This is a genomic window from Actinoalloteichus fjordicus, assembly GCF_001941625.1.
Taxonomy (GTDB): Bacteria; Actinomycetota; Actinomycetes; order Mycobacteriales; family Pseudonocardiaceae; genus Actinoalloteichus_A; species Actinoalloteichus_A fjordicus.
The window spans coordinates 4087001-4101084 of record NZ_CP016076.1 but is presented as its reverse complement, the minus strand read 5'-3'; the positions used below and the strand labels follow the sequence as shown (position 1 = coordinate 4101084).

Below are 14084 nucleotides of genomic sequence, written 5' to 3'. Positions count from 1 at the left end.
CGTGCAGTCAGCGGGGACGCTCTGACCGAGGGGCCGGGCCGGGCTGCTCGGGAGGTCGTCGTCAGGTCTAGCCGGGGCGGGGCCTCGGAACCGGGATGCTCGTCAGGAGCGGGTGTCGGGCTTCGCCGCCAGCAGCCCGCGCAGCGCGGCCTTGTCCGGTTTGCCGACGGGCGTGTGCGGCAGGTCGTCGAGCAGCTCCAGCCGTTCCGGAATCTTGAACGCGGCAACGCCTCTGGCGGTGAGGGCCTCGGCGACGTCGTCCAAGGTGAGGGTCCGGCCTGGACGGGCACGGACGAACAGACACACTCGCTCGCCGACCTGGGGATCGGGCATCGCCACCGCGGCGGCCTCGATGATCGCGGGCATCTCCTGCACCAGCGTCTCGATCTCGCCTGCCGAGATCTTCTCGCCCGCCCGGTTGATCAAGTCCTTCACCCGACCGCAGACCACGATGTTGCCCTCGGGAGTGATCCGTACCAGGTCGCCGGTTCGGTACCAGCCGTCCTCTGTGTAGGAGAGCGCGTTCTGCTCGGGCACCCCGAAGTACCCGCGCGGGGTGTACGGCCCTCGGGTGAGCAGCTCGCCGATCCTGCCCCGGGGCACCGCTCGACCGTCGCGGTCGACGACCAGCAGCTCGTCGTACGGACTGATCGGAGCTCCCTGGGTTCGGTGCGTGACCTCGTCGGGTGCGTCGATCGGCGTGTAACAGAGGAGTCCTTCCGCCATTCCGTAGACCTGCTGCACACGACAGCCCAGGGCCGGGCCGATCCGGGCCGCGACCTCCGGTGACAGCACCGATCCGCCGACGTGAACGATGCGCAGACTGGAGAGGTCCGGCCCGGTCACACTCACCTCCTCCATCCAGCGCAGGACGATGGCCGGGACCGCCGAGGTGACGGTGACGCGCTCGGCCGCGATCGTGGCGAAGACCGTCTCCGATCGAGGACTCGGCAGCATCACGACCCGTCCGCCTGCCGACAGCGCACCGAGGATTCCCGGCGACGCCAACGGGAAGTTGTGTCCGGCGGGCAGGACCGCGAGATACACCGTGTCCGGTCCGAAGCCGCAGACGGCGGCGCTCCGGCGGATGTTGTAGTCGTAATCGTCATGTGTCCGGCCGATCACCTTCGGCACGCCGGTGGTGCCGCCGGAAAGCAGGAACACCGCGACGTCGGAGGCGTCGGGCGACACGGCGTCGAGTCTGCGGCGGCGGGCGTCGACCTGGCCGCTGCGGCTCATCAGCTCCCGAAGCCCGAGGCATTCGGACCGGACGTTCTCGCCTGCCACGATCACCTTGGCGGGGGAGGGCAGCGTGGCGGCCACTCGCAGCGCGAGTTCCTGGTGGTCGTACCCGCGCCAGTCGTCGGGCACGATCAGCGCCTTGGCGTCGACGTGGCGGCCGATCGAGGCCAGCTCGTACTCACGATGCGGGGGCAGCATCATCACCGGCACCACCCCGGCGCGGAGGCACGCGAGCGTGGTGACGACGAACTCCCACCCGTTCGGCAGCTGTACGAGGACGGTGTCTCCCCGGACCAGGCCGACAGCGCCGAACCCCTCGGCGAGCCGGTCCGTCAGCATCGCCAGTTCTCGGAAGGTCAATCGCCGATCTCCGCCGACCACGGCTACGCGGTCGCCCCACTGTTCGGCCCACTCCCAGGGACCGGAGCCCAACGACCTGCCCCGCCAGCAGCCCGCCACGCGGTAGGCGTGGGCGAGATCGGCGGGCCACGGAACCAGCGCCTCGGTGTTCATCGCGTCTCCCCGTCGTCGTGGCCTGCCTGCTCGACGTGCTCGGCCAACAGCGCGGCGACGGCGTCGATGCTCGGCCGATCCCAGAACAGGGTCGTGGGCAATGACAGGTCGAACCGCCGTTCGAGACCGCGCCGGATTCGGACGGTCATGACCGAGTCGACGCCCATCTCGACGAGCGGCCGGTGCCGGTCCACTTCGGACACGGCCAGTCGGGTCTCGGCCGCTACCTGCCGGGTGATCTCCTCCAGCAGCATGACCTGCGTGCCGCGTCCCTCCGGATCGGCCACCGGGGAGAGTCGCGGATGCTCGGGGACCTCGTCGCTCCGACGGTCGTCGTCGGGCAGATCCGCGAACAGCGCGGGTCTGCGATCCCCCGGGCCCAGCGGTACGGTCCGCAGCACTGCTGCGTAGGCGAGGCCGTGCCGATCGGCCAGGTCCCAGGCGTCGGATGCCTCGGCAGCCGTGATGTCCGCCGTGCCTCTGGCGGCGAGTTCGGCATCGATGACCTCCGTGGACGTCGACATGCCCAGTCCCCGCCATGAGGTCCAGGCCAGGCTCGTCGTCGCCGGATCGCCGCTGCGGCGTCGATGGGTCGCGAGCGTGTCGAGAAAGGCATTCCCCGCGCCGTAGGACGCCTGCCCCGGCAACCCGAGAAGCTGGCCTGCGGACGAGAAGAGCACGAAGAAATCGAGGGCTCCCGGGGGGAACATCTCATGCAGCACCAGCGCACCCGCCAGCTTCGGGCGCAGGACCCGGCGCAAGGACTCGGCGTCGAGATCGCGCAGCATCCGGTCGTCGAGGACTCCGGCGGCATGGACCACGCCTCGGATGGGCGGTAGACCCAGCGTGGCCGGATCGAGCAGCCGCCGGGCCTGCGTCGGGTCCGCGACGTCGACGGCGACGACGGCGACCGTGACCCCGGCCCGTTCCAGATCGCGGACGGCCTCGATCCGGGCGGTGTCGGCGGGATCGACGCACTCAGCCCAGCGGTCACGCGGCGGCAGGCCACGGCGGCCTGCCAGGACCAGCCTGCGTGCGCCCCGGTCGGCCAGTCGCCGGGCGACGTCGAGGCCGAGAGCACCGAGCCCCCCGGTGACGAGGTAGGTCCCTTCCGGTCTGCACCGCGTCGGGAGGCGCGGCGGATCGTTCGCAGGCCGCTGCAGCCGAGGGACGAACGGTGCACCGTCGATCACCGCGACGACGTCTTCGCCGCGCACGGTACCGATCACGTCGACGAGGGCGGCGACGTCGTCCGGCGGCTGTCCGACGTCGACGACGCCTCCCCATCGGTCGGGATGCTCGCCGCCGATGATCCGGCCGAGGCCCCAGAGCGGTCCATGAGCCAGCGATCGGGCGTCGACGGCGTCGCGGACCCCCTGGGTGACGCACCACAGCCGAGCCCCGCCGCGCACGCCGGTCGCCGCGACCTGCTGCGCCGTCCTGGCCAACAGCCATGACGCGTCGAACGCGGCCTCGCCGATTCCGCTCGCCGATCCGACGCCAGGCACCACGATCACGACGCGGTCCTCGGCCAGGTCGTCGTCCTGCAGTTCCTCGGGTTCGGCGACGGCCCTGGTGCGCAGGCCTGCGTGGCGAAGTCCTTCGCTCACCGCCTCGCGCAATGGGCCGAGGGGGCCGACGACGGCGACCGTGGCGGGTCTCGGGCAGGTGGATGCCGAGGACTCCGCCTGCGCCCGGCACTCCACCGGTCGCCACACGACCTCGTGCACCAGGGCTGCGGGGTCCGTCCGCTCGTCGGCCTCGCCGTCGAGCACCCCGTAGCGAAGTCCGGACAGCCTGCCCACCGGTGTCCCGTCGCCGTCGGTGATGAGCACGTCGACGACGTCCTTACCCGCCACGGACACGGTCACCTGTGCCTGAGCAGGCGGGCGCCCGGTCAGCCGGAGCCGCCGGATGCTCGCGGGCATCCGCAGCACGGGCGGGCCGGGGAATGCGACCGAGGCCGCGGACAGTGCTGCGTCGAGGACGGGCGCCCAGGTCGTGGGCTCGCGCTCGGGATCGTGGTCCGCGCGGACGGTGGCCGTCAGGACGCCCGTTCCACCGCGCAGCCGTTCGATCATCCAGGGGAATCCCATGGCGGTGACACCCAGCGCGGCCAGTCCGTCCACCACCCGATCGACCGGGAGCTCCTCCGTCGCGGCGGTGTCCTGCACGGTCGGGAGGGCCTCGGCGTCCTCGTCGGGGCAGGACGCGAGCGTGGCGGTGGTGTGGGTGATCCACCCCGTGCCCTGCTCGTCACCCACGATTTTGGCGGTCAGCCGGAGCGAGTCGTCCTGGCGCGTGACCTGCACGTCTCGTGCGGCGGAGAGACTGACCGGCACTCGCAGCACGATGTCGACCAGATCGTGCCCCCGGTCGGGACTCCCGGCGGCGATGAAGGTGTTCAGCAGTACCGCGGCCGGGACGATCTCGACGTCACGCACCGGGTGATCGCCGGGATAAGGCCGGTTCTCGCGATCGAGCCGGGTGACCCACACCGTCATGGGCGGCGGACCTGCCAGATCGAGCCTGCCGCCCAGCAGCGTGTGCCGTCCCGCGTCGTGTGCGGCGGCGAGCGGTGTGACCCGGGGCGGTTCGGCAACCCAGTGCGGCCGATGCTGCCAGGTCGTGACGGGCAGATCGACGGGGCGCCCGGTCTGCCAGGTCGCGCGCCAGTCCACCTCGGCACCCCGGCGGTACAGCAGGCCGAGACCCGTCAGCACCGACTCCAGCTCTGGTCTGTTCCGGCGTAGGGAGTGGGTCACCGCAGCGTCCTCGACGCCGAGCTCCGCGAACACCTCCTCCACCGAGTGCTCGACGACCGGATGCGGCGAGACCTCCAGGAACAGCCGGTGCCCGTCCTCGAGCGCGGCGACGACCGCCGAGGAGAATCGGACCGGCTGCCGGAGGTTGACCGCCCAGTATCGGCTGTCCCTCGGCGCGGTCGACCTCGGATTCGCCAAGGCGGTTCCGTACACCGGCAGTGTCGGCGGGCTCGGCACGAGGTCGGCCGTGCCCGCGACGAGTGCATCGAGCAGGGGCCCCATCTGCGGGCTGTGGAAGGCCACATCGGAGTCGACGGCGCGGGCGGCCACGCCGTCGGCCCGCCAGCGCGCGCTGAGCTGGGCGACGGCATCCACGTCCCCGGAGATCACCGTGGCGTGTGGAGCCGCCTCGACCGCCACCACGACGTCGACGCGATCGCCGAGCCGCCGCCGCACCTCCGCTGCGGCGAGACTCACCATCGCCATGGCGCCGTTCCCGGCAACCTGCCGCAACAGCGCCGACCGCCGACACACGAGTCGCGCGCCCTGTTCGAGAGTGAAGACGCCTGCTGTCACGGCGGCGGCGATCTCGCCGACGGAGTGGCCCAGCACCGCGCCGGGGCGCAGCCCCTGGGACCGCCACACCGCTGCGAGGCCGACCTGCATCGCGAAGATCATCGGTTGCACGACGTCCACCGACTGCGGCGCGTCGTCGAGCAGCGTCGCGCGGGGCGACAGCCCGATCTCCTCGCGGAACACCGGCTCGACGGCGTCGATCACCTCGGCGAAGGCCGGTGACTCCCGCAGCAGACCTCGGCCCATGCCGCGCCACTGGGAGCCGTGGCCGGAGAAGACCCAGACCGTGGCCCGTCCCGACTCCGAGGGTGGTTCGGCCTTCGTCGCGACGGCCTCGACCGACGCACGCAGGCCGAGGGCGAGCTGCTCCCGATCGCGGGCGACCACTGCGGTGCGATACGGCAGGTGGGTTCGACGCAGGGCCAGCGTGTGGCCGATGTCTCCCGTCGACGCGTCGCAGGCGGCAAGTTGATCGGCGAGGCGTTCGGCGTTCCGCCGAAGGGCCTCCGGACTGCCTGCGGACAGCGGGTACAGGGCGAGTCCGGCCTCCCGCCCCCCGGACTCCGACGCGTCCCCCTCTTCCAGCACGACGTGTGCGAGGGTGCCGCCGTAGCCGTAACCGGACACGGCCGCCAGCCGGGGCCGGTCGGACACCGGCCATCGCGTCGGTTCCGTCACCACCCGCAGCCCGGACTCCTCCCAGTCGACGGCGGGATTGGGCACGACGAGGTTCAGACTCGGGGGGATCATGCCGTGGCGTAGCGCGAGCACGGTCTTGATCACCCCGGCGACGCCCGCCGCCGCCTCCAGATGGCCGATGTTGGGCTTGACCGACCCGGTGAGCAGCGGTCTGCCGGGGGCACGGCCCGCGCCGAACACCGAGCCCATCGCGCGCGCCTCCATCGGGTCGCCCGCGGGCGTGCCGGTGCCATGAGCCTCCACGTAGTCGACGTCGGCCGGGTCGACCTGTGCGTTCTCGCAGGCCTGGTGCATGAGATGAGCCTGCGCCTCGCCGTTGGGCGCCATGATCCCGCTGGTCCGCCCGTCCTGGCGTACCGCACTGCCTCGGATCACCGCCAGCACCCGATCACCGTCCCGGCGCGCGTCGGTCAGTCGCTTGAGCACGAGCATTCCGCCGCCCTCCCCACGGCCGTAGCCGTCCGCATTCGCGTCGAAGGACTTGCAGCGCCCGTCGGCGGCCGTGGCGCCTGCGGCGTCGAGTACCAGCGACAGGCCGGGTGCGGCCATCACCAGCACGCCGCCCGCGAGGGCGACCGGACACTCCCGCGCCCGCAGTGCCTGTACGGCCAGATGAATCGACACCAGCGACGAGGAGCACGCCGTGTCCACCGCCATGCTCGGCCCGCGAAGGTCCAGCGCATGGGACACCCGGTTGGCGACTCCGCAGTAGGAGGCACCGATTCCCGTCCAGGCTTCGATCCGGGGCAGGTCCTCCAGGAGCCGCCTGCCGTAGTCGTCCGACCCGACACCGACGAACACGCCCGTGTCGGAGCCGCCCAGGTCGGAGGGCGGGATGCCCGCGTGTTCCAGCGCCTCCCAGGACAGCTCCAGCATGATCCGCTGCTGCGGGTCCATCAGTGCCGCCTCGCGCGGTGTGATGCCGAAGAAGTCGGCGTCGAATCCCCGTATGTCGTCGAGGAAGGCGCCGTTCCTGGTCACATCGCGCAGTGCCTCGGCGTATTCCCGATCCCGCCAGGAATAAGATTCCCAGCGGTCGTCGGAAACCTTGGAGATGGTGTCTCGTCCGTCGTGGAGCAGCTCCCAGAATGCTGCGGGCGAGTCGATGCCCTGGGCGAATCGACACGCCATCCCGAGGACGGCGATGGGCTCGGAGGAGTTCATCGTGCGGACAGCCTCCTTCCACCGTCACAGATCCACGGGGGCTCGACGGCAGTCGTGAGAAGACGAGTGGGCGAGTTCCTATTTGTGGCCGACGATCAGGGTGTGGCTGAATCCGAGGTTGTCGTGCCGCTCCACTCTGGAGAAACCGGCGGCCAGCACGGCGCGTTCGACGTCGGCCGGCGAATAGGTCATGCCCTCACCCGATGCCAGGGCCAGGAAATACGGTGACACGAGCCCGGCGCTCAGGGAGCCGGTGCCCTCGTCGTCGGAGACGAAGTTGTAGACGAGGCATACGCCGCCCGCAGGCAGTGCCGCATGGCACTTGCGGAGGAGCCGCGTGTTGCGTGCCGGGGAGAAGATCTCGAAGAGGTGGAAGTACAGGATCGCATCCGCGCCTTGCGGGAAGGGGTCGGCGAACAGGTCACCGGGGTGGTAGGCGATTCGTCGTCGCAGGTCCTGGTCGTCGACCCTGGCTTCGGCGAGTCTGGTGACGCTCTCCTGGTCGAAGACCGTCACCGTCAGGTCGGGGTGGTGCCTGACGAGTTCGAGGCTGTTGGTCCCGTCCCCGCCGCCGAGGTCGACGAGGTGGCGGATGTCCGAGAAGTCGTACAGCGTGCGCAGCTGTGTGAGTGCCTTGCTCGACGCGTCGCCCATGTTCGCGTAGAAGATCTCCTGAAGTCGAGGATGCGCGGTGAGGCGTTCATAGAGCGTGGTGCCGGGTCCGTCGAGGTGCCGTAGCCCCACATTGGTGTTGCGACGCATGGACTCGGCGAAGTCACCGATACCGGCATTGATGATCTCGGCCTGGATGTCCACGAGTGGGCCGAGGAATCGTGGACTGCCTCGGAGCATCTTGCGGCGCGTCACCGCGCTGTTGACATACGCGTCACCGCGTTTCTCCAGCAACCGAAGGGAGGCGAGGCCGAGCAGCAGTATTCGGGCCGGCTGCTGGTCGACCTCGATCGCCGAGGCGACGTCGTCGATCGTCATTCCGTCGGCCTGTTCCAACCGCTCGAAGAGGTCGAACTCCAACGCCGTCCTGAGTAATTCGAATGCGGTCACACCGTGGATGATCAGCCGGAGATAGTCGGAGTCCGTGACGGTGATGGCGTTGCTGTCTGCCATGACTCTCCTCTCAGTGGGAAGGGGCCCTGCGACGCTGCCTGCCGAACCGCGCCGGGGCAGTCGATCGGGCTCCGCCCGCCTCGGTCGAACGCGCCGCAGGCGTGCACCGGGCGGTGTCCTCGGGCGCCGCCGTGCTCGACCCCGTGAGCCTGAAGCCAGGATCAATCCTGATCGCGCGTGTTCTCGGGTGCACCTTCGTGGATGCGGTGTCGACGGCCGCGCTGTAGTCACTCGGTGGCGTGCGTGGCAGTCGGGTCGACTTGACACGCGGCAGGCTGAGCGGTACAAAACCGCAAGGTTATTAAACCTGGGGGTTATGAAGCATGAGTCCGGAGCTGCTCGACAGGACGTTCGCCGCGCTCGCCGACCCCACTCGTCGCGCGATCATCGCTCGGTTGGCCCTGGGGGACGCGACGGTGACGGAGCTGGCCGCGCCTTTCGATATCAGTCAGCCTGCGGTCTCGAAACATCTGAAGGTGTTGGAGCGAGCAGGCCTGGTCGTGCGGGGCCGCGACGCGCAGCGACGACCCTCCCGACTGAACCGGGTGCCCCTGGACGCAGCCGTCCTCTGGCTTGAGGAGTTCCGCCGCACCAGGGAGGAGAGCTTCCAACGACTCGACACGGTGCTAGAGCAGCTCAAGGCCGTGGAACGGCAGGACGGGAAGCCGGAGAACACCTGATGTCGTTCGGGAGAGACTCCTGCCGGCTGGTGGTCACCACCCCTACGGACCGGGAGATCAGGTTGACCAGGGCCTTCGACGCGCCTGCGCGGCTGGTCTTCGCGGCGTGGACCAGGCCCGAGCTGCTGATGCACTGGTTCGGAGCGCGCGGGTGGAGCCTGGTGACGTGTGAGGTCGACCTTCGGATCGGCGGGGCATGGCGCTTCGTCTCCCGGGGCCCCGGCGGTGTCGAGATGGTTCAACGCGGGGTGTACCGCGAGATCGTCGTGCCCCGTCGCCTGGTGCAGACCGAGTCCTATGGCGACTCGTGGCCCCCGGATGTCGAATCGTTGGTCACCACGGAGTTCACCGAGGACGGCGAGCGGACCACCGTCATCAGCACGGTGCTGCATCCCTCGCGAGAGACCCGTGACGCTGCTCTCCTGACCCCCATGGACCGCGGCTTCGGCGAAGGCTGTGACCGCCTCGCCGAGTTGCTCAAGTCGACCCGAGACAGCAGATCGACGGATCGTCGTCGAGGTTGTGACACGTCAACTCGGGCATGAAGGTATGCAGGCAGACGAGAGAGAAGGAACGGCACGTATGAACTGGACGCTGGAAGTGGTTGCCATGCCGGTCGCCGACCTGGACCGGGCGAAGAAGTTCTATGCCGAGAAGATGGGCTTCGTGGTGGACCACGACACCCGGGTCGATGGTGGACCGGGGATCATCCAGCTGACTCCGCCGGGTTCGGGCTGCTCGATCGTCCTCGGGTTGGGGATGGTGGAGATGGAGCCGGGGTCGCTCCAGGGGCTCCAACTCGTCGTCCCGGACATTCGCGCTGCCAGGGAGGAACTGGCAGGCCGCGGCGTCGAGATCAGCGAGGTCCAGGTGGCGGGACCGGAGGGGTTCCGGTCGAGCACGGAGGACGATGCACTGGACAACGTCGGGTTCGCCTTCTTCAGCGACCCGGACGGAAATCGCTGGGCGCTTCAGCAGATCTCGTCCCGCGCCTGACAGTCTCATAAGGTGTCCGCTTCCAGGGTCCGCTCCGCAGGTCTGCCTCCAGCGGCCGCTTCGGTACGGCCGGCAGGCAGGATCGATGCAGCCGGAGCGACCTGGTCGTCGGTCACTGGCTCGGATTCCCCGACCGAGGTCGGTCGGAGGCAGGCTGTGCGTGGCGAGGTCCCGCTGTCAGACGGCGAGAGGGGATGACAGGATGACGCTCGAATTGACGGCCGAGCGGTTCGTCCAGCGTCTGGAGAGCCACCGTTCGGACGAGGAACTGCGCAAGATTCAGCGCTACTTCAAGTCCGGCGAGGGCGAGTACGGCGAGGGCGATCAGTTCATCGGCGTGCGTATGGGGCAGGTCTTCGCCTTGGCGAAGGAGTTCATCGACCTGACACCGGCGGAGATCGATCGGCTGTTGGCGAGTCCGATCCACGAGGTGCGGGCAGGCGCGCTCAGCGTCATGGACAAGCAGGCCAGGCGGAAGAAGACGGGCCAGGAGCGGCGGAAAGAGCTGTACGAGCTGTACCTGTCCCGGATCGACCGGATCAACAACTGGGATCTGGTCGACCTCGCCGCCCCGCATGTGATCGGCGGCTACCTGTTCGACAAGCCGCGCGACATCCTGTATCGGCTCGCTCGCTCGATGAACATCTGGGAGCGGCGTACCGCGATCGTCAGTACCTTCTACTTCATCAGGCATGACGAAGTGGACGACACGTTCGCGATCGCCGAGATCCTGCTCGGCGACGAGGAGGATCTGATCCACAAGGCGGCAGGCGGCTGGGTGCGCGAGGCGGGGCGCAAGGCGCCGGACCGGCTCATCGCGTTCCTGGACGAGTACGCCGAAGCGATGCCTCGCACCATGCTGCGGTACGCGATCGAACATCTCGATCCGGACCAGCGGGCCTACTATCGGGGACTCAAGAAGAAGGCGGCGGGGGATTCCCGTCGTTGAGCCGTCGGCCGCTCGGCGCTCGGCAGTCGGCCTGCTCGGCAGCCGTCGCCCGCTCCGGGCTACCTGCCGCGAAGCCTGCTCGCCGACGTCGAGGGGCCGATGCGCCGAGCACGCGCCGTCGACTTCGCCCGGCGACCGGTCTCCGCCGCCTGCCGACCGTGCTGTGCAGTGGCCGGACCGCCTGCACTGTCGAGGTCTCGGCTCGCCGAGCAGCGCCCGGTTCGCGGCGCCTCGGGCGCCCGGTACCAGCCGACCGGCGCGCCCGACGGTCATATCGCAGGACGTCCTGGACTCGGGAGTCCCGGTAGCCCGAGGAATGGTCATCGGACGACGGGAGTCGCTTCGGCGCGCCGTCGCGGCGAAAGCAGCGCTGCTGCGGCGTGGGAACTCGTCGCCGACGTCGTTCCGTGCCCGGCTCGCAGGCGGCTCGGTCATGGCTCCCCGTTCTCTCCGGAATCTGTCGGTCGCTCGGTGTGTCGTTTCGCCGTCGGGCCTGACCTGCCTTCCTGTCGGATGGATCATCTCTGGTCCGGAAGCGGCGGACATCTCTCCTCGTGCCTTATCCGACGCCGTGACTCGGGACTGCCGCGCGACTCGCCCCCCTTCTTCTCGGCGGTCCATCGCGTATTCCTGGTTGCCTTCTTCGGTTCCGTCGGCGGCCGTGATCGGTTGCGCCGTGGCTTATTTTCGATCTGTGGATCTAAGTTGTGGATGATTGCCCATAGGTGATCGTGTCTGGTTTCGCACCTTCTGGGTTGCTTTTCCTGCTTCCGAGGTCGTCGTCGGCCTGGTCGCCCTCGGCTTGGTTTGAATGAACCAGTGCATTAGGCTGACTGGCCTAGTGACGTCGCGGCCGCTTTGGCTTATCGGTTCCGTAAAGCGGCGTGCGGTTGATTTCTTCGCGCTTGCCTTACCAGCCGTGATTACGCGTAGTGCGGAACCTTGCGACCGGCTCTGATGTAGTCCAAAGCCATGTACGGACGCACTCTGGCATCGAATCCGGATTGTGTCGGGTGTTGCGTGCCTGAGGTGCGGTTGCTAGCTTGATGAAGGTCGGGGACGGCCGGGAAACACCATGGAATAGGACTGACTTCGGTCGGCGGCTGCACTATTGTTAGATTTTTCTTTGGGGGTGGTTTCTTTACTGTGTGCTGCTCGTCTTCCGTGGGCCGTTTGGCAGACGGGTTGATTTTCTTCTCTCTTGCTTCCTATTGGGGGACTGCTGTGGACGAAGTTGTCGAGGGCGCGGTCAAGCGGGTCATTGATCTGATGCGTGAGAACCTTAGCGAGCGTATCACCATTGACGACATGGCGCGGGCTGCCATGTTCAGTAAGTTCCATTTTTCGAGAGTGTTCCTGCGGGCGACCGGCGTGTCTCCGGGACGTTTCCTGTCGGCTATGCGACTAGAAGCCGCGAAACGACTGCTCCGGTCCACGCAATTAAGTGTCACCGACATCAGTCACCAAGTCGGCTACGCAAGTGTCGGTACCTTCAGTTCGCGTTTTCGGAGCTGCGTGGGAATGGCGCCGAGTGCGTATCGCAGGCTCGGCGGAGTCGTCTCCGCAGGCGTCGACGACATCGTCGACACGGCGGCCCTGCATCACACCGGCCTGGCGACCATCAGCGGACGGGTCTTCTCCTCCCCGAGCCACCTGCCCGAATTCGTCGTGATCGCACTCTTCCCCGGCCCGATCCCCCAAGGCCTGCCGGTCGCCTGCACGGCCATCGAGGGACACGGTCAGTATGAACTGACGGACGTCCCGGCTGGCACGTGGTATGTACTGGCCTGTTCGTTCTCACCTGCGGCTGACGACGTGATCCCGGCGCCGAGGTCTGCCGAAGATCGCGGCCCGTATGTCGGCACCTATGGTCCCGTCGAGATCGCGTCGTCCGCCGATTCGCCGCGCGCCGACATCACACTGCGGCCGATGACCGCGCTCGATCCGCCGATTCTCCTGGCTGTCAATGCCGCGCGGTCGCTCAGCATGAGCGCGTGAGCCGGGCGCATCACCTGCCTGCCCGGTCAGACGGAAGAGGTGGACATTGTCACAGCCGACGGAGACGTCTCCCCCCGGAGGGCCCGAGGAGCCGACGCACTACCCGCGCCCGCGGGCGTGCCCCTACCGGCCATCACCGGAACTGCGCGAACTCGCGAGATCCGGTCCCCTCACGAAGGTGCGGCTGTACGACGGTCGCACCGCGTGGTTGGTGACCGGATACGAGGAGGCCCGCGCCCTGCTGGCGGATGAACGAGTGTCCAGCAGGTCAGATCACCCGAACCATCCGGTGCTCGCCGAGAGTCACCTGCACATGCGGGCCACGCGAGAGATGGCTCAGGAACAGGAGGGCGGGTTCGCGGGCGTGCTCTTCGGTGTCGACCCGCCGGAGCACACTCGGCAGCGTCGAATACTGCTGCCGAGTTTCACCACCCGCCGCATCGGCACGCATCGAGACGAGATCCAGCAGATCGTCGACGAGCACATCGACCTCATGCTGCGGGAGGGACCGCCCGCCGACCTGGTCACCGCGTTCGCCCGCCCGGTGCCGATGATGGTGATCTGCGCATTCCTGGGCGTGCCCTATCAGGAGCGGGCCCGTTTCGAAGAGCACGCGCGGGAGCTGTTCGACCCGACGCGCGCCGAACGGGCCCAGCAGGAGCTGACGGACTATCTGACCGACCTGATCACCGACAAGCTGGCGCGCTCAGCGGAGAGCGGGACGACGGACGGCCTGCTCGGCAAGCTGATCCGCGACCACGTCCGGACCGGTGGGCTGGCCGTCGGCGAGCTGATCGAGTTTACCCTCGCGATCCTGGTCGCAGGCACCGTGACTAGTACGCAGACCATCGCCCTCGGGACACTGGCACTGTTGGAGGAGCCTGGACAGTTCGCCGCGTTGGCAGCCGAACCAGCCTTGATCCCCGGCGCCTTGGACGAGATCATGCGGTACCTCTCCCTCGTCGAGCAGCTCGCCAGGGTCGCCCTGACCGATATCGCGGTCGGCGACGAGGTGATCAGGGCGGGGGACGGCATCCTCATCGGCTTCGCTGCCGCGCACTTCGGTGGTGATCTCACGACCCATCCCGATGAGCTGGACGTCCGACGACCGCCGTCCGGCCATTTCGCTTTCAGCCACGGAATACATCACTGCCTGGGCCACAATCTGGCGCGACTGCAGTTGGAGATCGCGTTCCATGCCCTGGTGACCCGGCTGCCGGGATTGTGCTTGGCCGAGCCGGTCGACCGAATTCCCTGGTACGACGATCTGACCCTGCCGCGACTTCTCACCCTGCCCGTCAGCTGGTAGTCGACTGCGAAGCGAGCAATCCAGGAGGGGAACCGGACTGCCCGGGCCGGTTAGACTCGGAATGCGTG

General features: G+C 68.5%; 9 protein-coding genes. 6 read left to right on the top strand and 3 right to left on the bottom strand.

Features of this window, described 5'->3' with window-relative positions:
* Positions 1-102: 102 nt before the first annotated feature.
* The 3 genes from UA74_RS17570 to UA74_RS17560 form a co-directional block, all read right to left on the bottom strand.
* Positions 103-1755, bottom strand: a complete 1653-nt coding sequence (locus tag UA74_RS17570) for a (2,3-dihydroxybenzoyl)adenylate synthase (RefSeq protein WP_075741243.1) — start codon at positions 1753-1755, stop codon at positions 103-105.
* Entirely contained in the window at positions 1752-6959 is a 5208-nt protein-coding gene (locus UA74_RS17565) for a type I polyketide synthase (protein ID WP_075741242.1), read from the bottom strand. The genes UA74_RS17570 and UA74_RS17565 overlap by 4 nt, the downstream gene beginning before the upstream one ends.
* 78 nt (positions 6960-7037) lie before the next feature.
* On the bottom strand, positions 7038-8084 hold the full coding sequence (locus UA74_RS17560; RefSeq protein ID WP_075741241.1) for a methyltransferase: 1047 nt from the start codon (positions 8082-8084) through the stop codon (positions 7038-7040).
* Positions 8085-8407: 323 nt separating this feature from the next.
* On the opposite strand from UA74_RS17560, the gene UA74_RS17555 reads away from it, so the two are divergent.
* From UA74_RS17555 to UA74_RS17530, 6 genes are all read left to right on the top strand, one after another.
* A complete protein-coding gene (locus UA74_RS17555; RefSeq protein ID WP_075741240.1) occupies positions 8408-8764 on the top strand; it encodes an ArsR/SmtB family transcription factor in 357 nt (118 codons plus the stop codon).
* On the top strand, positions 8764-9309 hold the full coding sequence (locus tag UA74_RS17550; RefSeq protein ID WP_075741239.1) for an SRPBCC family protein: 546 nt from the start codon (positions 8764-8766) through the stop codon (positions 9307-9309). Before UA74_RS17555 ends, UA74_RS17550 begins: the two co-directional genes overlap by 1 nt.
* A 37-nt stretch (positions 9310-9346) precedes the next feature.
* Positions 9347-9760: a VOC family protein gene (locus UA74_RS17545; protein ID WP_075741238.1), complete on the top strand. Its 414-nt coding sequence runs from the start codon at positions 9347-9349 to the stop codon at positions 9758-9760.
* Between the two features lie 202 nt (positions 9761-9962).
* Entirely contained in the window at positions 9963-10709 is a 747-nt protein-coding gene (locus UA74_RS17540) for a DNA alkylation repair protein (protein WP_075741237.1), read from the top strand.
* Positions 10710-11933: 1224 nt separating this feature from the next.
* A complete protein-coding gene (locus UA74_RS17535; protein ID WP_198042759.1) occupies positions 11934-12707 on the top strand; it encodes a helix-turn-helix domain-containing protein in 774 nt (257 codons plus the stop codon).
* A 178-nt stretch (positions 12708-12885) separates the two neighbouring features.
* Positions 12886-14016 (top strand): cytochrome P450, encoded by a 1131-nt coding sequence (locus UA74_RS17530; RefSeq protein ID WP_198042758.1) that lies wholly within the window; start codon positions 12886-12888, stop codon positions 14014-14016.
* The last annotated feature ends 68 nt before the right edge of the window (positions 14017-14084 follow it).